19 protein-coding genes are annotated in these 17,393 nt (G+C 31.4%); 15 read left to right on the top strand and 4 right to left on the bottom strand.

Annotated elements, in window-relative coordinates:
• Positions 1-7: 7 nt before the first annotated feature.
• The 6 genes from dnaK to DY249_RS03820 all read left to right on the top strand — a co-directional run bounded on the left by dnaK (position 8) and on the right by DY249_RS03820 (position 6,721).
• Positions 8-1,825, top strand: a complete 1,818-nt coding sequence (gene dnaK / locus DY249_RS03845) for a molecular chaperone DnaK (RefSeq protein ID WP_115595239.1) — start codon at positions 8-10, stop codon at positions 1,823-1,825.
• Positions 1,826-1,931: 106 nt separating this feature from the next.
• Positions 1,932-3,047 (top strand): molecular chaperone DnaJ, encoded by a 1,116-nt coding sequence (dnaJ, locus tag DY249_RS03840; protein ID WP_115595238.1) that lies wholly within the window; start codon positions 1,932-1,934, stop codon positions 3,045-3,047.
• Positions 3,047-4,354 carry a tRNA (N(6)-L-threonylcarbamoyladenosine(37)-C(2))-methylthiotransferase MtaB gene (gene mtaB / locus DY249_RS03835; RefSeq protein ID WP_115595237.1) on the top strand — a complete coding sequence of 436 codons (1,308 nt, stop codon included), beginning with the start codon at positions 3,047-3,049 and terminating at the stop codon, positions 4,352-4,354. The genes dnaJ and mtaB overlap by 1 nt, the downstream gene beginning before the upstream one ends.
• Positions 4,355-5,076: 722 nt before the next feature.
• Entirely contained in the window at positions 5,077-5,412 is a 336-nt protein-coding gene (locus DY249_RS03830) for a histidine triad nucleotide-binding protein (protein ID WP_101540531.1), read from the top strand.
• 58 nt (positions 5,413-5,470) lie between these two features.
• Complete coding sequence (gene rpsU, locus DY249_RS03825; protein ID WP_101540532.1) at positions 5,471-5,650, top strand: 30S ribosomal protein S21; 180 nt, start codon at positions 5,471-5,473, stop codon at positions 5,648-5,650.
• Between the two features lie 87 nt (positions 5,651-5,737).
• Entirely contained in the window at positions 5,738-6,721 is a 984-nt protein-coding gene (locus tag DY249_RS03820; protein WP_115595236.1) for an NAD(P)-dependent oxidoreductase, read from the top strand.
• A gap of 21 nt (positions 6,722-6,742) precedes the next feature.
• Here the strand turns inward: DY249_RS03820 and rsmI are convergent, their stop codons facing one another.
• The 4 genes from rsmI to DY249_RS03800 all read right to left on the bottom strand — a co-directional run bounded on the left by rsmI (position 6,743) and on the right by DY249_RS03800 (position 11,751).
• Positions 6,743-7,564 (bottom strand): 16S rRNA (cytidine(1402)-2'-O)-methyltransferase, encoded by an 822-nt coding sequence (rsmI, locus tag DY249_RS03815; protein ID WP_115595235.1) that lies wholly within the window; start codon positions 7,562-7,564, stop codon positions 6,743-6,745.
• A gap of 73 nt (positions 7,565-7,637) precedes the next feature.
• Complete coding sequence (locus DY249_RS03810) at positions 7,638-9,491, bottom strand: FAD-binding protein (protein WP_115595234.1); 1,854 nt, start codon at positions 9,489-9,491, stop codon at positions 7,638-7,640.
• Positions 9,492-9,566: 75 nt separating this feature from the next.
• Entirely contained in the window at positions 9,567-10,268 is a 702-nt protein-coding gene (locus tag DY249_RS03805) for a tRNA1(Val) (adenine(37)-N6)-methyltransferase (protein WP_115595233.1), read from the bottom strand.
• A 58-nt stretch (positions 10,269-10,326) separates the two neighbouring features.
• Positions 10,327-11,751: an aldehyde dehydrogenase family protein gene (locus DY249_RS03800; protein WP_115595232.1), complete on the bottom strand. Its 1,425-nt coding sequence runs from the start codon at positions 11,749-11,751 to the stop codon at positions 10,327-10,329.
• A gap of 116 nt (positions 11,752-11,867) precedes the next feature.
• Between DY249_RS03800 and glmM the strand changes: the two genes are divergently transcribed.
• From glmM to rplL, 9 genes are all read left to right on the top strand, one after another.
• Complete coding sequence (gene glmM, locus DY249_RS03795) at positions 11,868-13,220, top strand: phosphoglucosamine mutase (RefSeq protein ID WP_115595231.1); 1,353 nt, start codon at positions 11,868-11,870, stop codon at positions 13,218-13,220.
• Complete coding sequence (locus DY249_RS03790; protein ID WP_115595230.1) at positions 13,213-13,530, top strand: aspartate 1-decarboxylase (aspartate alpha-decarboxylase); 318 nt, start codon at positions 13,213-13,215, stop codon at positions 13,528-13,530. Before glmM ends, DY249_RS03790 begins: the two co-directional genes overlap by 8 nt.
• Positions 13,531-13,605: 75 nt before the next feature.
• Complete coding sequence (rpmG, locus tag DY249_RS03785; RefSeq protein ID WP_101540540.1) at positions 13,606-13,755, top strand: 50S ribosomal protein L33; 150 nt, start codon at positions 13,606-13,608, stop codon at positions 13,753-13,755.
• Positions 13,756-13,764: 9 nt separating this feature from the next.
• Positions 13,765-13,947, top strand: a complete 183-nt coding sequence (secE, locus tag DY249_RS03780) for a preprotein translocase subunit SecE (RefSeq protein WP_101540541.1) — start codon at positions 13,765-13,767, stop codon at positions 13,945-13,947.
• A 12-nt stretch (positions 13,948-13,959) separates the two neighbouring features.
• Positions 13,960-14,562, top strand: coding sequence for a transcription termination/antitermination protein NusG (nusG, locus tag DY249_RS03775; RefSeq protein WP_101540542.1), 603 nt, complete (start codon positions 13,960-13,962; stop codon positions 14,560-14,562).
• 60 nt (positions 14,563-14,622) lie between these two features.
• Entirely contained in the window at positions 14,623-15,051 is a 429-nt protein-coding gene (gene rplK / locus DY249_RS03770; protein WP_101540543.1) for a 50S ribosomal protein L11, read from the top strand.
• Positions 15,052-15,089: 38 nt separating this feature from the next.
• Positions 15,090-15,800: a 50S ribosomal protein L1 gene (gene rplA, locus DY249_RS03765; protein WP_115595229.1), complete on the top strand. Its 711-nt coding sequence runs from the start codon at positions 15,090-15,092 to the stop codon at positions 15,798-15,800.
• A 202-nt stretch (positions 15,801-16,002) separates the two neighbouring features.
• Positions 16,003-16,560, top strand: coding sequence for a 50S ribosomal protein L10 (rplJ, locus tag DY249_RS03760; protein ID WP_115595228.1), 558 nt, complete (start codon positions 16,003-16,005; stop codon positions 16,558-16,560).
• Positions 16,561-16,615: 55 nt separating this feature from the next.
• Positions 16,616-17,002 carry a 50S ribosomal protein L7/L12 gene (gene rplL / locus DY249_RS03755; protein ID WP_115595227.1) on the top strand — a complete coding sequence of 129 codons (387 nt, stop codon included), beginning with the start codon at positions 16,616-16,618 and terminating at the stop codon, positions 17,000-17,002.
• Positions 17,003-17,393: the final 391 nt, after the last annotated feature.

Below are 17,393 nucleotides of genomic sequence, written 5' to 3'. Positions count from 1 at the left end.
TATAAATATGGCAAAAATTATAGGAATTGACTTAGGTACAACAAACTCAGCAGTAGCTGTTATGGAAGGTGGAAGCCCAGTAATTATACCAAACAGCGAAGGTAATAGAACTACTCCATCAGTTGTTGCTTTTTCAAAAGATGGAGAAAGACTTGTAGGTGAAACTGCAAAAAGACAAGCAATAACAAATCCAGATAGGACTATTTCATCAATTAAAAGAGAAATGGGATCTGATTATAAAACACCTGAAATAGATGGCAAAAAATATTCACCAGAAGAAATTTCTGCAATGATCTTACAAAAATTAAAATCTGATGCTGAAAAATACTTAAATGATACAGTGACAAATGCTGTAATTACAGTACCAGCATACTTTACGGATGCTCAAAGACAAGCAACAAAAGACGCAGGAAAAATTGCAGGGCTTACTGTAGATAGAATTATCAATGAACCAACTGCAGCATCTCTTGCTTATGGTCTAGATAAAGAAGATGATCAATCAAAAATCATGGTTTATGACCTTGGTGGTGGTACATTTGATGTTTCTATCCTAGAAGTTGGTGATGGAGTATTTGAAGTACTTTCAACACGTGGTAATAATAAATTAGGTGGAGATGACTTTGATAATAAATTAGTAGATTATCTAGCAAGTGAATTTAAAAAGGAAAATGGCGTAGATCTTACAAAAGATTTAACTGCTATGCAAAGACTTAAAGATGCAGCTGAAAAAGCTAAAAAAGAATTATCTTCAACAACTACAAGCAACGTAAATTTACCATTTATTACAGCTGTTGATGGACAACCGGTTCACTTAGATATTTCTATTAGTAGAGCTAAATTTGATGAACTAACAAAAGACTTAGTAGACGAAACTAGAAAACCAGTAGAAGATGCTCTATCAGATGCAGGATTAAAATCTTCTGATATTGATAAAGTTCTTTTAGTAGGTGGATCAACAAGAATTCCTGCGGTTCAAGAATTAGTAAAAAACTTAGTAGGTAAAGAACCACAAAGAGATATCAACCCTGATGAATCAGTAGCTCTAGGTGCAGCTATCCAAGGTGGGGTACTAACAGGTGAAGTAAAAGACTTACTATTACTAGATGTTACACCACTATCATTAGGTATTGAAACATTAGGTGGAGTTGCAACAAAGCTTATCGAAAGAAATACAACAATTCCAACTAAAAAATCACAAGTATTTACAACTGCAGCAGATGGTCAAACAGAAGTTGATATCCACGTTGTACAAGGTGAACGTGAAATGGCAGCAGACAATACAACACTTGGTCGTTTCCAACTTACAGGAATACCAGCAGCAAGACGTGGTGTTCCACAAATTGAAGTTACATTTGATATAGATGCAAATGGTATCGTAAATGTAACAGCAAAAGATCAAGGATCTGGAAAAGAACAAAAAATCACTATCACTTCATCTTCAAACCTAACTGAAGAAGAAATCGATAAAAAAGTAAAAGAAGCAGAACAATTTGCTGAAGAAGATAAAAAGAAAAAAGAAGGCATTGATACAAAGAATAATGCAGAAAGCTTAGTATACCAATCACGTAAAACTCTTGAAGAAGCTGGCATTGAAGGAGCTCAAAAAGACGAAATTGAAGCAGAAATCAAAAAATTAGAAGATGCAATTGCCTCAGATAATACAGAAGAAATCAAAGCTCAAACAGAAGCTCTTCAAGAAAAAATCTACTCAATGAGTGAACAAATGTATAAAGCAAATGCTGGTACTGAAGGTGCAGAAGCTGGTAATCCAGATGATGATGTAGTTGATGCTGATTACGAAGTTATAGATGATGATGAAGAATAAATTTAATTTATAATAGCAAACTTAAACAAAATAAGTATAATAAGTTAAATAAAATAAAAGCTATTTCACTATGAAATAGCTTTTTTTAAGTGTAAATGGAGGGAAAATGCAAGATCCATATGAAGTGCTTGGCGTAAGCCGTGATGCAAGCGATGAAGAAATAAAAAGAGAATATAGAAAACTTGCTAAAAAATATCACCCAGATTTAAACCCGGGAGATCAAGAAGCAGAACAAAAATTTAAAGAAGCAACTTTAAGCTATGAAATATTATCAGATAAGGAAAAAAGAGCCCAATACGATAGATACGGAGAAACGGCCTTTGAAAATGGTGGAGCTGGATTTAACGGAGGATTTTCTGGAGGATTTGGAGACATTTTTGGAGATTTATTTGGTGATTTGTTTTATGGTTCAGGTAGTGGAAATTCTAACAGACCAAGAAAAGGCGCTGATATTCAACACGTTATAAATCTAACTTTTGCAGAAGCAGCTTTTGGTGTTAGCAAAGAAGTTCAAATAAGAAGAGAAGTAGAATGTGAAGCATGTAATGGTACAGGAGCACGTGATGAAAGTTCTATCCATACTTGTGATAAGTGTAATGGTAGCGGAGTAGTAAATGAAGTAAGCCAAACACCATTTGGCAGAATGAGCAGGACTGTAACATGTGATAAATGTAATGGTAGTGGGCAAGTCATCGAAGATCCTTGCAAAGTTTGTCATGGTGAAGGAAAAACAACAAAATCAGAACGCATCAAAGTAGATATTCCTTCTGGAGTAGAAACAAATAATGTTATGCGTATTTCTAATAAAGGAAATGTTGGAGAAAATGGTGGTCCAAATGGTGATTTATATGTAATAATTGAGGTTGAAGATCATGAAATATTTAAACGTAATGGTCTAGATATTTATTACAATATGCCTATCTCATTCCCTACAGCTACCTTAGGTGGAGAAATAGAAATACCAACTTTGCATCAAACTAGAAAATTTGAAATACCTGCAGGTACTCAAACAGGAACAAAATTCAAACTTAAAAAAGAAGGAATCATTGATGGTAGAACAAAGAGAACTGGAGATTTATATTTCTATGTAAATGTTGTTACTCCAACTAACTTAAATAAAGATCAAAAAGAAGCCCTTGAAGCTTATGCTAATACGCTTGGAGAAGATGTAAAAGCTCACGAAAAAGGATTCTTTGCAAAAATTAAGGACTTATTTGAATAATGACGAATACATTTAATATAATCACTTTAGGTTGCAAGGTTAATCAGTACGAATCAGAAGCTGTTGAAGAACTATTTATAAAAAAAGGTTATGAAAAAGTAAGTGCGAATGCTGATATATATGTAATAAATACTTGTACTGTAACTAATATGAGTGATAGAAAAAGTAGGCAGATGATTTCACGTGCCCGCAGAGATAATCCTAACGCTGTTGTAGCAGTTATGGGCTGCTATTCACAAGTAAAACCTGAAGAAGTAGCATCAATTGAAGGTGTAGATATAGTTCTAGGCTCTCGTAATAAAGAAAATGTAGTAGAGCATTGTGAAGATATTTTACAAAATAAAGAAGCTATTGATAAAATAATTGCTCCAAGTGAAAGTAAGACATTTGAAGAACTACAAATTTCAAACCAAACAGAAATGACTAGAGCATATTTAAAAATTCAAGATGGTTGTAACATGTATTGTTCCTACTGCTTAATACCTTATGCGCGTGGTAATATAGTAAGTCGTGATATAGAGTCAATAGTAGAAGAGAGCAAAAGATTAGCTAATAATAATTTTAAAGAAATTGTTTTAACAGGAATACATGTATCAAGTTATGGAAAAGATATTGATGATGAATTAAGCCTAATAGATGTTATAGAAGCGGTAGCAGAGGTAGAAGGTATAGAAAGAATAAGACTTTCATCAATGGAACCTAGACATATTAGTTTAGAATTTCTTGAAAGAATGAAAGCCACAAAAAAAGCTTGTGACCACTTCCATCTTTCCTTACAATCTGGATCAGATGATATTTTAAAAGCTATGAATAGAAAATATGATACAGTAATTTATAAACAAAAGGTAGAAGAAATTAGACAAGTTTTTCCAAATGCTGGCATCACCACAGACATTATAGTAGGATTTCCCGGTGAAACAGAAAAAAATCACAAACAAACTATGGAATATGCAGAAGAAATTAAATTTTCTAAAATGCATTTATTTAAATATTCTCCCAGAGAAGGTACTCGTGCTGCAAAAATGAGCAATCAAATAGATGGTAGGACTAAGAAAAATCGCCTTCATGATTTAGAAAAAATAGAAGAAGCCAATCGTAAAGAATTTTTAAATAAACAAATTGGAAAAACTTTATCAGTATTAATAGAATCAAAATCAGATTTGGAAGGATATAGTGGAGGACATTCTACAAACTATTTAAAAGTAAATGTAAAAGAGAATATAGCTGCCAATACTATTATTGATGTAAATATTATTAATATAATTGATGATGAATTAGTTGGTGAAATAGTAGAAAAAGACAGTTAAAAAACTGTCTTTTATTTTGTCTTATTTTTATTTTTCTAAGGCTTGTCTAATATTTGGATCACCTTGATCAAGTTTTATTTCCATCGTTTAATAGTAAGTAAGTTAAAACTTCTGCTATATCTTGGTGTGATATAGATTGATTACCTGCATTTTTGTTGATTGGGTGCCAGTTATTTCTATAGATACTTTTTCTTTTTCATAATTTAATACTGCTGTGTGAATAATAGTATAGTTTAAGTCTGAGATGTTTTTTTAGATGTAAATCTGCATAATGTTTGCAAATATATAAGATTTTATTGGATCATCAGTATTATCAATAGCTATTCTTAAATATTATATAATATTGTCTTACTCTTGCTTTTTTAGCAGCTATCATTGTTTTAACAGCTCCATCAAAATCAACACTTATAGTATTTTCGGTTCCACCCTTACCATTGGAATCGATTGAGTTATTTACTATATCTATTAATACTGTATATATTTTTCTTTATTTATAACACTGGTTGTAAAGTCTATATTTTGCTTTCTTAAAAGCTCAGTTCCTTACTTCACTTTCTACTCCACCATTAGATCCTAAAATTAACATTTTCATTTAAAGATCGTTTCTTATATTATATTTATAGATACCCTTAATTTTTTTTAAGAAGATGTGCATTTACCAATATAAATTTATTGACTCACTTTTTTTATTGTGGTAAAATAAATACTAATGGGGGTGAAGTATGGATTGTGTATTTTGTAAGATTGTAGAAGGAGAAATTCCTACTGACAAAATCTACGAAGATGAAGATATAATTGCTTTTAATGATTTAGATCCACAAGCACCTATCCATTTTCTTGTTATACCAAAAAAGCACATAACAAGTTTAGCTACGCTTGATGAAAGTGACAGCGATCTTGTAGCAAAGATTATGTTAGTTATACAAAAATTGGCTAAGGAAAATAATTTGGAAGGCTATAGAGTTGTTACTAATATCGGCGAAGACGGGGGGCAATCTGTTCCTCACTTGCATTTTCATGTTCTAGGTGGCAGAGCATTTCACTGGCCTCCAGGCTAAAAATGTTTTACAATAGAATTTGAAAAAATTTTTGTGTTATACGAGAGGGGGGATAGAGATGACAGAAATCAAAGTTGGAGAAAACGAATCAATCGATAGTGCAATTAAAAGATTCAAAAGACAATGCGCAAGATCCGGTGTACTTTCTGAATACAGAAGAAGAGAACACTACGAAAAACCAAGCGTTATTAAAAAGAAAAAAAATGACGCAGCTAAAAGAAAAAACAGAAAAAAATAATTTGAAATTTAAAGAGCCCTTGGGTTCTTTTTATTTTGCCTAAAAATAGGGTAGATATATTATATAAACTATATTAAGGAGCATTATATGAAAATATGTGTGTATAAACCACATCCTCTAGCCATAAAATATATAAAGGACTGGGAAGAAGAAAATAATATAGAAGTGGATATAATAGATGAAGTTATAAATAATGATAATATAAATAGACTAGAGCATGCAGACGGTGTGGTATGTACGATTAAAAATTCTTTGGAAGATAATATTTATCAAAAGATTGCGGATTATGGTATAAAACAAATATCCATTACATCGGTTGGATTTGACCAAATAGACTTAGATAAAGCAAAACAATCAGGACTTATAATAACTAATACTCCTAATTATTCGCCAGAATCTATTGCAGAGTTTACTATAATGATGATATTAAAATTACTTAAAAAGGATAGCGAAATTCAAAAAGATATGAGAAAAAAAGACTTTCGCTTTAGTGAAAATAAATTAGGGCAAACTATTAGAGGAAAAACTATTGGTATTTATGGTTTAGGCACAATAGGTTATTTAGTTGCACAAGGATTAACCGGATTTGGTGTAGAAATAATATCGACAACTCCACATCCAAAAACTTACTCAAAAAACATAGTGGATTTTGTAGAATTTGATGAACTTTTAGCAAAATCAGATATTATTACAATCCATTCAGCCTTAGTTAAAGAAAACTTCCACCAGTTTGATAAAAAAGCTTTTGACAAAATGAAGGATGGATCATTTATTGTAAATACTTCTCGAGGTGGATTAATTGATACAAAAGCCTTATTATCATCAATTAAAAGTGGAAAGATTCATGGGGCGGCTTTAGATGTTTATGAGAACGAAGCTGATATATATGGCTATGATAAGCCTAAATATGATGATAAGATCTTTGATAGTTTACTAGAAAATCCTAAAGTTGATATGTATAATCACGTTGCATATTTTACAAAAACTGCATTAGAAAATCAAATTAAATTTGCCTTAGATAATGCAGTAGAGGTTATTGAAACTGGTGATAGTGAAAATAGAGTGAATTAAAAATCGGGTTTAATGCCCGATTTACTTATTTAAATAAAGTACATATTCATATATCTCATTTTTTGAAAAATCTGTAGTTTTTTTTATATTTTTGACTATATCTTTTGTACTAATACCTTGGTCGATTTGATTTTTAATTTTATCTTCATAGTCAGTAATTTTTAGATTATTGCTTTGCTTTTTTCCTGATAATAGCAATACAAATTCACCTTTTAAAGTTATTTCTTCTATACTTATTTTTGAAATATCTTCTAATATATATTCCTCAAATTTTTTTGTAAGCTCACGTGCTATACATAGTTTGCGATCAGAAAAATATTTCTTAAAGTCAGCTATAGTATTTTCTAAATTATGGGGGGTATCAAATATTATTGATGTTTTATTTTCATTTTCTAATTCTTTATAAAGTTTAATCTTATCAGATTTTTTTTTAGGGATAAATCCATAGTAAGTAAATTTATTATTATCAAGTCCTGAACCTACAAGAGCTGTTATCATAGCACTTGCACCTGGCAATATTGTATAAGATACATTTTCTTCTATACATTGTTTTATAAGTATATGACCTGGATCAGAAATACCTGGCATACCTTGGTCGGTAATAACTCCATAAGTTTTTCCTTCTTTTACATTTTCAATAATTTCTATTGATTTACTTGTTTCATTAAATTTATGATAAGAGGTAAGAGGCTTGTTAATTTCATAATAATCGAGTAATTTTTTACTTTCTCTGGTGTCTTCACATGCAATAATATCTACTTTTTTTAAAGTATTTATTGCTCTAATTGTCATATCTTCCAAATTTCCTATTGGTGTTGGAATAAAATAAATTTGATAATCCATAAAATCTCCTTTAATTAATTGTATCAAAAAACACGTCTAAGTAAAATTAGACGCGTTTTTATATGTTTATTAATTATTTATTGATATTTTCTGCTGCTGATTTACCAGAGATTCTACCAAATATAACTGCTGATGAATATGCTCCAGAAGTATCTGTTACTTCACCTGCTGCATATAGTCCATCAATTATGTTATCATCCTTATCTAAAACTTGTGCTTTTTCATTAGCAACAATTCCACCTTTTGTCATGTGTAGGGCAGGAGTTACTTTTACGCAATATAATTTGCCATCTGTATTTATTTCTTCTTCTCCAGCTTCTTCTCTAAATGGATCGTCAGCTTCACCTTTCACGGCTTTGTTATAAGTGTCAAGTGTATCATTTAATGTATCTGTTTCACATCCTATAGCTTTAGCTAAGTCTTCTACTGAATCATATTCATCTATATAACCTTTTTCAACTTGGCTTGATAATCTATAGAATGAATCTTTGGCAGTTTCGTCAAATATATAATAAACTGGGCGATGTTTTACCATTTCTTGTCCGTATTCGATACCACTGCTTGTTTCATCTATAAATCTTTCTCCATCTTCATTTACGAAGATAAAGTTGTTATCAAATGCTCCTGTTAGGTCACGTCTAGGATCTAAAATTTTTGGAAATACAGATGGTTTATCCATATCATCTAATTTAATATTGTGATCTTTAGCTATTTTTACAAAGTCACCAGTTGCTCCTATTTGATTTGATGTTGGAAGTTCTTCTCCACCTGGAATATATTCTGCAAGTAAGTCAGGATTATTTGAGAAACCACCTGTTGCGATGACAGTAGATGTAGCATTTATATTGTAAGTATTTTCTTTATCTTCTACAACAGCTCCGCTTGCTTTGCCATCTTCTATTATTAAATCTGTAGCTTTTGTTCCAGGTATAATTTCGATACCTAATTTGTTTGCAGTTTCTTCTAATTTTGTTTGGATATAGTTACCGGCATATTCATCTTCCTTAGCCATGTGGTTCATTGATCCATCTTCACCGAAGTTGTATTCAAGTTTAATTCCTTGATCTCTTAACCAACTATCAACTTCAAAAGCTCCGTCTGTCATAGCATCTATTCTTTCATCACTATCCCAAGAATTTTCAGCAAATTTTTCTTTGTATTCTTCTTTAGTAACTTCGTTGTTATTTGCTTTCATAGCTTCGGAATTAGCCATATCAAAGAAGTTCATATCAAATTTTCCGTTACCACTTAAGATATCCATTTTTTCGATAACTGTTACATTTTCAACTCCATCTTGTTTAGCTTGGATAGCTGAAGAAAGGCCAGCTGGACCAGCACCGATTACTAATAAATCAGTTGATTTATCCTCACCTTCTTTTAATTCTCTATCTTCTTCATAGCCTGTGGAGTTTGTAACTTTTATAGAGTCTTTTTCAAGACCAGCTTCTTCTAAAGCAGCTAAAGTTGCTTGTTTTACTGCTGTTGTAGAATATGTGGCTGCAGAAACAGAATCAACATCTGGGCTATTTGCCTCGATTATTCTTTCTTTAATTATAGGAAATGCTCTGTTAATTACAGGATCTGATTCGTGATTATCTAAAAGCTCTATGTCACTAATTTTGCCATCTGCAATTTTTACTTCTAGATTTAATTCACGGTCATAGCCGTTTGCACTTGCCTTGTATGTACCGTCTTTTAAAGATGAATTGCTTTTAGCTTCTTTATTTTCATCTTTATCTTCTTTTTGATCCCCTGCTTGATCAGTTTCTTCGTTTTTTTCTTTATCAACTTTATCGGTATTTTCTACTGATTCGTTTTGTTCAGTTTTATTAGCTGGTTCTTCTTTTTGATTATTATTTTCGCAACCAGCAAATACTAATGAAAGTGATAGTGCTAAAACTATTGGTGTTAGTTGATTAAATTTCATATCTCCTCCTAATATAATAAAATTTATTATTATAATTTTAACATATTTACAAATATTTAACAAATTATACGTTGTTTAGAGTGATCCGTTTATTCTTTTCATTTCCTCTGTATAAGTACTATTCTCGTATATAATTAGTGGATCTTCTATCTTTATTCCATCATTAGCATTTTTTACAAATTCTATTAAAATAAACTGTGGTTTTTTATTGTAGGTAGATTGAACAAATCTTATTCTCTTAGGCTTTAAATTACCTGATTTGTTAAAAATTTCTACCATCCTTTCAGGTTTGTGGATCATAAAGAGTTTTCCTCTATCTTTAAGAGTTTTATTTGCAAAGTCAAAGATGTTTTCTAACTTTAGGTATTTTTCTTGACGAGATATTAAAAATTCTTCGTTTTTATTTCTTATATTGTCTGTTATTTTATAGTAGGGAGGATTTGTTATTATGTAATCAATTAAATTTGACCCAAGATCAACATTATTTAAATCTTTATTAACAACTTCTACATTATAAATGTCATTTATATTTAAATTCTCTTTTAATAAATTTGCTTTTTCTTTTTGGATTTCTATAGCGTAAACTTTTTTTAGATTGTAGTAGTCATTCGCACCTAAGCTAAGTATGCCAGAACCACTGCCTATATCTATTAGATTCTTGTTTTTTTTCATTTTTGCAAAATCTAATAAAATTATAGAATCAACTCCAAAAGTATAAGACTTATCAACATGTAGCATTTTTATATTTGTTTTTGGTATATAATCTAATTTTGTCATAATACAATTATAGTATATTTCTAGGCAAAAAAAAGAAGAGCCTAAGCTCTTCAGAAATTTATTTTGTGTATATTGATTTTAACTCATAGTATTCTAGTAAGCCGTAAAGTCCACCTTCTCTACCTATACCAGATTGCTTGTAACCACCAAATGGTAAATTTGGTCCTTTTGCTGATGTATTTACATAGCATTCGCCAGCATTAATTTCTTTTGCGATTTCGATAGCTTTATCATTTTTTCCGAATACTGCTGAAGATAAACCGTAATCTACAGAGTTGGCAACCTTTATTGCCTCGTCAACGTCTTTTACCTTTATAATGGAAAGTACAGGACCGAATATTTCCTCATCGTGAATTGTCATTCCAGCTTTTACATTTGTGAATATTACAGGTTTTACATAGTATCCCTTGTTATTTTTGTTTGGTATTTCACCACGAATAAGTTCAGCACCTTCTTCAATACCTTTTTCTATATAATATTTAACTCTCTCAAATTGTTTTTTACTTGAAAGAGGTCCTATAACTGTTTTTTTATCTGTAGGATTTCCTACAGGATAATCTTCATATTGTTTCAAAAATTCTTCTAAAACTTCATCGTATATATCTTCTGTAACTACTGCACGTGATAGGCATGAGCATGTTTGTCCGATATTTTTATAAACTGTACCTAATACTTGGCTAACACCTTCTTTTATATTGGCTCCCTTAACAAATACTGCAGGTGATTTGCCTCCAAGTTCTAGGACAACTTTTTTTGCTGTATCCATTCCAGCTTTTGCAGACTCTGCACCACCTTTAAGGGAACCTGTATAAGAAATCATAGCTACTTTTGGATGCTTATTTAATATATCTCCAACTTCTGATCCTTGACCAGTTATTAAATTAAATACACCTTTTGGGAAACCAACTTCATCAATACCTTTTGCAAGTAAATATGCAGATAAGGGAGTATTTGTTGCTGGTTTTTGCACTACTGTACATCCAGAAAGTAGAGCAGGTATTACCTTTTGAATTATTTGACCAAGCGGATAATTCCATGGAGTAATTGACGCTATGACACCTATTGGTTCACGAACTAATATTCCACCTTCCATTGATGTTTCTAAATCGATATTTTGGACTTGTTCGATAAATACATTTGTGCGATCTATTTGCCTACCTACTTGAGAATCATGACCTATATTGATTGGAATGCCAAGTTCAAGTAGTATTAATTCATCAAACTCATCTTGATGATCTTTTATCCATTGATTTAATTTTTTTACTAATGCAACTCTTTTATCTAAGGAAGTTTTTGACCAAGTTTTAAAGGCATCATAAGCTGCATCAACTGCTTTATTTATATCTTCTTCGTTAGCACTAGGGATTTTTGCAAAGATTTCTTCTGTAGCTGGATTTTCTACATCTATAAATTTACCACTAGAACTTTCAACGTATTCTCCATTAATATAAAACTTTTCGTTATTTAATGTTTCTAAATTCATTATATCACCTCTGTTATTTTTTACCCATAAGGACTTTTTACAAGCAATTCTTTTGATTATTAGCTCAAAGTGTATAATAAAAAATATATAAACAGATATACACTTTAGGAGGTTTTATGAAATATTTTGGAACCGATGGTTTTAGAGGTGAAGCAAATAAAGGGCTAAATGTCTATCATGCTTTTAAAATAGGTAGATTTTTAGGAGATTATTTTAATAAAAAAAATGGCTATAGTGGGAAAATTGTAATAGGGAAGGATACTAGAAGATCATCATATATGTTTGAAGATGCATTATCTGCTGGTATTACATCATCAGGAGCAAATGCTCATCTATTACACGTTACTCCAACTCCTTCTGTTTCTTACATAGCAAGGAGTGAAGATTTTGATTGTGGCGTAATGATTACAGCTAGCCATAATCCTTACTATGACAATGGTATAAAAATTATTAATTCCGATGGCGAAAAAATGGATGATGATTTTTTAGAAAAATTAGAAAAATATATTGATAGTGATATAAATGACATCGATCTTACAGTTGGTGAAGATATTGGTAGGACAGTTGACTTTATTGGCGGTCGTAATAGATATATTGCGTTTTTAATACAGACAGTTGATAAATCATTTGAAGGAGTAAAAGTAGGTCTAGATTGTGCAAATGGAGCAAGCTTTACAATTGCAAAACCCGTTTATGATGCGCTTGGTGCTGATACTTATGTAATAAATGATAAGCCAAATGGATTTAATATAAATGTAGATTCAGGATCAACTCATATAGAAAATTTACAAAAATTTGTATTAGATAACCAACTTGATATAGGATTTGCCTTTGATGGAGATGCTGATAGATGTATAGCAGTTGATAGCAAGGGGAATATTGTAGATGGAGATTCTATCATTTATATATGCGCAAAACATATGAAAGATGAAGGCAAACTTCCTTCAAATACAGTAGTAACTACAGTTATGAGTAACATTGGTCTATATAAGGCTCTAGATAATTTAGGGATAGATTATGTTAAAACTAAGGTAGGAGATAAATATGTTCACCAATCTATGGAAGAAAATGATTATGAAATAGGTGGGGAACAATCAGGTCATGTTATTTTTAGAAAATATGCTAGCACAGGAGATGGTATTTTAACATCCTTAAGAATAATGGAAGCTATGATTGATCAAAAGAGTGACTTATATTCATTAACTAGAGATCTAAAAATATATCCACAAACTATGCTAAATGTCAAAGTAAAAGATAAAGAAGCTACTTTAAATAACGATATTGTAAAACAAAAAATAGATGAAATTTCCAATCAATTATCTGATACAGGGCGAGTACTAGTTAGGGCAAGTGGAACAGAACCACTAATAAGAGTTATGGTTGAGGCTGAGACTGATGATACTGCAAAAAAAGCTTGCCAGGAAATAGTAGATACTATTAATAAAGAAGGCTTGAGTATAGATGCGTGATTTTAAAACAGGCAGAAAAGTAGATCCTAAAGAGAGAGTTTTAGTAGTAAAAAATAAAGTTTATACAGATGATAGCTTTGTGATTTTTGATACAAGTAAATTAGAAGATTACCCACCAGAAGTATACTATGACAGGGAGGATATATATCTTGGGAAAATGTTTGATGAAGATGTATATGTACTACCTGATATAGAAGAAATTTTGTTAAACTATCAAGACCAATGTTTTTCAAACCATGACCTTGATGATTTAAGAGAATTTTTAGTATCAAGGCGCATATCATTTTATGAAAAATTAGAGCAAATATAGGTTGACAAATATATATATGGATGGTATCATTATCACTTGTAGGAATTATCCGTATATTAAATAGGAGGTGTTTTAATGGCAGATAAAGTAAAATTAGAATGTACTGAATGCAAAAACAGAAACTATGATACTACAAAAAATAAAAAAACTCACCAAGAAAGAATTGAGTTAAAAAAGTATTGCCCATTCTGTAAAAAACATACATTACACAGAGAAACAAAATAGGAGCAAAATATGGCAAAAAAAGATGAAGGTTTTTTCGCCGGTGTCGCAAAAGAAAGAAAAAAAATTCAATGGCCAGATAAACAAACTACACTACAATATACATTATTAGTATTACTAATAAGTGCTATAACAGGAGTAGTAATTTGGTTATTAGATATGTTATTTGCAAACCTATTAGGTTTTATAATTTAATGTAGGTGCATGATGACAGATTCCTTTGACAGAAATGAACCTTTAGAAGATCAATCAGAAGCTGTAGAAGATACAGTAGAAGAAGTAAGCGAAGCTTCTAAAAAGGCAAAATGGTATGTAGTTCATACCTATACAGGTTATGAAAATAGGGTATGCGATAAAATTAGATCTATGATTGATAATGAGCAAAACCCAGATATAATCGATGTAACAGTGCCAACAGAAGAATACGTAGAAGTAAAGAACGATCAGAAAAAAGTAAAAACTAGAAAATTGTTCCCAGGCTATGTTATGGTTAAGATGAATGTTACAAACAAATCTTGGTATATTATAAGAAATACTCAAGGGGTAACAGGATTTGTAGGTCCAGATAGAAAACCTGTGCCACTTACACCAGCAGAAGTTAGAAAATTTGGTGTAAAAGAGAAAAAACCAATTATGGATATCAATGTAGCTGTCGGAGATAATGTAAATATAATTGCAGGTCCATTTAAGGATTTTGTAGGAGAAGTCAAAGAAGTTGATGCTGAAAAACAAACTATAAAAGCATTAGTAGATATATTTGGACGTGATACTTCAATTGACTTAGAATTTACAGACATAGAAACAATTTAGTTTATAAACTGCTAGAACGTGGGAGGGCAAACCCCCGCTATGACCACAAGGAGGTAAATTATGGCAGAAAAAGAAGTACAAGCAGTAGTAAAATTACAAGTACCAGCAGGAGCAGCATCTCCAGCACCACCAGTAGGTACAGCACTAGGTCCACACGGAATTAATATTATGGACTTTGTTCAAGCATTTAATTCACAAACAGCAGATCAAGCTGGAATGATTATACCGGTAGAGCTTACAGTATTTACGGATAGAAGTTTTACATTTATAACTAAAACACCACCAGCACCAGTATTAATCAAAAAAGCTATCAACCTAAACAAAGGTTCAGGTGAGCCAAACAAAAATAAAGTTGGTACAATCAAAAGAAGCCAACTAGAAGAAATAGCTCAAACAAAAATGAAAGACCTTAATGCAGCAAGCTTAGATGCAGCTGTAAGTATGATAGCAGGAACAGCAAGATCTATGGGAGTTACTGTAGAAGATTAGTGGGAGAGGAAACTCGACTTACCACAAGGAGGAATTAAATGGCAAAAAGAGGAAAAAAATATTTAGAATCTAAAAATTCATATGACTATGCACAAGAATATGAATTAAACGACGCATTAGAAATTGTTGAAAAATCAGCAAAAGCTAACTTTGATGAAACTGTAGAACTTCACTTAAAACTTGGTGTTGATAGCCGTCACGCTGACCAACAAGTTAGAGGCACAATTGTACTTCCACACGGAACAGGTAAAGAACAAAAAATTCTTGCCTTCGTAAAAGAAGATAGAATTGATGAAGCCTTAGCTGCAGGTGCAGACTATGCAGGTGGAGACGAATTAGCAGAAAAAATCCAAAATGAAAACTGGTTAGACTTCGATGTTGTAATTGCAACACCAGATATGATGGCTACAGTTGGTAAAATTGGTAGAATATTAGGACCTCAAGGTCTTATGCCAAACCCAAAAACTGGTACAGTTACAATGAATATTAAACAAGCTATCGAAGAAATCAAAGCAGGTAAAGTAGAGTATAGAACTGATAAAGCAAACTTAATCCACGTACCAACAGGAAAAGTATCTTTTGGACAAGAAAAACTTGCTGAAAATATCAGAGCTCTATTAACAGCTGTAGTAAAAGATAAACCAGCAGCATCAAAAGGTAGATACATTAGATCAGTAACAGTAACATCTACTATGGGACCTGGTGTAAAACTATCACCTCAAAGAGTAATGGATTTAGTTGAAAAATAGTTTGCAAAATTAAAAATCTGTGATATAATATCATAGTCAAATAAACAGGCTACCAAAGACTACGCAGACAGTAATGTTTAATAATTGCGTATAGGTGGGATAAAAGAAACTTACATCCCCACCGATGTAAGCATATTTAATATGCTTATGTAAAGTGGGGATTTTTTAATACCTACCACAAAAGCCTTTAGGAGGTGAAAAAGTGAGCGAAAAAGCTATAGCAGTAAAACAAGAAGTTGTTAATGAAATTAAAGAAAAAATCGAAAATTCAAAATCTGTAACACTTGTTGGATTTGATAGAATGGACGTGCAAGAAATCACTGATCTTCGTACAAAATTCAGAGAAGGAAACTCAGAATACAAAGTTTACAAAAACACAATGATGAGATTTGCTTTTGAAGAACTAGGATATGGTGATTTAGCAAGCGAATTAAAAGGTACAAATGCTTTAGTCTTTTCAAATGAAGATTCAGTAACAGGACCAAAGGTTGCTGTTGATTATAGAAAAGCTGGAGATGAAGAAAAAGAGAAACTTCTAATCAAAGCTGGTCTTTTAGATGGAGTTATCCAAACAGGTGACCAAATGACAGCAATAGCATCATTACCAAGCAAAGACGTACTTTACTCAATGCTTGCAAATGTATTACAATCACCAATCCAATCACTTGCTGGTGATCTTAACAATACAGTTGCAAAAATTGCTCTTGCTCTTGATGCAGTACGTGCTAAAAAAGAAGAAAATGGCGAAGTTGCAGAATAAGTAGATGAAAATACAGAAAACGAAGCTGAATAATAAATAATAAAGGAGAATTAAAATGGCAAGCGAAAAAGTAACACAAATATTAGATGAAATTAAAGAACTTACAGTATTAGAATTATCTGATCTAGTACACGAAATCGAAGAAGAATTTGACGTAACAGCACAAGCAGCAGTAGTTGCAGCAGCTCCAGGAGCAGCAGCAGCTGGTGGAGAAGCAGCAGAAGAAGAAAAAACAGAATTTGACGTAGTTCTTAAATCAGCTGGACAAGCTAAAATCAACGTAATTAAAGTTGTTAAAGATGCAGCTGGATTAGGATTAAAAGAAGCTAAAGCATTAGTTGATGGTGCACCTGCAAATGTTGCTGAAGGCGTATCAAAAGAAGAAGCAGAAGACTTAAAATCAAAATTAGAAGAAGCTGGTGCAGAAGTAGAACTTGCATAAGTTTAGATAATAATAAAAAAAGCTCTATTAAGAGCTTTTTTTTATGCTTAAAATAAATCTTTATTTTCAATAACTGTATTCACAATCATTATTTATAGTAATTTTTTCTGATAAGATATATATTTTAATTTTTTATGTATATTGTAAATTTTTATATTATATACTAGTAATCTGTCTAACTGGTTTATATGAAAATATTATTTAAAAAATTATCTATATTATTATTTATATTAATATTTACAGCTTGCGGAAAAATAATAATACAAATGATCAATCTGCATAGACAAATAATAAGACCAACAAGTTATAGTTAAACCAAATGAATATTATATTGGAGACAAGGTTACATTTTTATTCTTCAAAGAGCTAGATCTGGCTCTAGTTACTGCAC

The organism is Anaerococcus octavius (assembly GCF_900445265.1).
Taxonomy (GTDB): Bacteria; Bacillota; Clostridia; order Tissierellales; family Peptoniphilaceae; genus Anaerococcus; species Anaerococcus octavius.
The sequence above is the reverse complement of the archived record's forward strand: the minus strand, read 5'-3'. Positions and strand labels throughout refer to the sequence as shown.

What these genes read in the sequence shown, in the direction of transcription:
- dnaK (WP_115595239.1), top strand. Translation starts at nt 8, where the DNA reads ATGGCAAAAATTATAGGAATTGACTTAGGTACAACAAACTCAGCAGTA.
- dnaJ (WP_115595238.1), top strand. Translation starts at nt 1,932, where the DNA reads ATGCAAGATCCATATGAAGTGCTTGGCGTAAGCCGTGATGCAAGCGAT.
- mtaB (WP_115595237.1), top strand. Translation starts at nt 3,047, where the DNA reads ATGACGAATACATTTAATATAATCACTTTAGGTTGCAAGGTTAATCAG.
- DY249_RS03830 (WP_101540531.1), top strand. Translation starts at nt 5,077, where the DNA reads ATGGATTGTGTATTTTGTAAGATTGTAGAAGGAGAAATTCCTACTGAC.
- rpsU (WP_101540532.1), top strand. Translation starts at nt 5,471, where the DNA reads ATGACAGAAATCAAAGTTGGAGAAAACGAATCAATCGATAGTGCAATT.
- DY249_RS03820 (WP_115595236.1), top strand. Translation starts at nt 5,738, where the DNA reads ATGAAAATATGTGTGTATAAACCACATCCTCTAGCCATAAAATATATA.
- rsmI (WP_115595235.1), bottom strand. Translation starts at nt 7,564, where the DNA reads ATGGATTATCAAATTTATTTTATTCCAACACCAATAGGAAATTTGGAA.
- DY249_RS03810 (WP_115595234.1), bottom strand. Translation starts at nt 9,491, where the DNA reads ATGAAATTTAATCAACTAACACCAATAGTTTTAGCACTATCACTTTCA.
- DY249_RS03805 (WP_115595233.1), bottom strand. Translation starts at nt 10,268, where the DNA reads ATGACAAAATTAGATTATATACCAAAAACAAATATAAAAATGCTACAT.
- DY249_RS03800 (WP_115595232.1), bottom strand. Translation starts at nt 11,751, where the DNA reads ATGAATTTAGAAACATTAAATAACGAAAAGTTTTATATTAATGGAGAA.
- glmM (WP_115595231.1), top strand. Translation starts at nt 11,868, where the DNA reads ATGAAATATTTTGGAACCGATGGTTTTAGAGGTGAAGCAAATAAAGGG.
- DY249_RS03790 (WP_115595230.1), top strand. Translation starts at nt 13,213, where the DNA reads ATGCGTGATTTTAAAACAGGCAGAAAAGTAGATCCTAAAGAGAGAGTT.
- rpmG (WP_101540540.1), top strand. Translation starts at nt 13,606, where the DNA reads ATGGCAGATAAAGTAAAATTAGAATGTACTGAATGCAAAAACAGAAAC.
- secE (WP_101540541.1), top strand. Translation starts at nt 13,765, where the DNA reads ATGGCAAAAAAAGATGAAGGTTTTTTCGCCGGTGTCGCAAAAGAAAGA.
- nusG (WP_101540542.1), top strand. Translation starts at nt 13,960, where the DNA reads ATGACAGATTCCTTTGACAGAAATGAACCTTTAGAAGATCAATCAGAA.
- rplK (WP_101540543.1), top strand. Translation starts at nt 14,623, where the DNA reads ATGGCAGAAAAAGAAGTACAAGCAGTAGTAAAATTACAAGTACCAGCA.
- rplA (WP_115595229.1), top strand. Translation starts at nt 15,090, where the DNA reads ATGGCAAAAAGAGGAAAAAAATATTTAGAATCTAAAAATTCATATGAC.
- rplL (WP_115595227.1), top strand. Translation starts at nt 16,616, where the DNA reads ATGGCAAGCGAAAAAGTAACACAAATATTAGATGAAATTAAAGAACTT.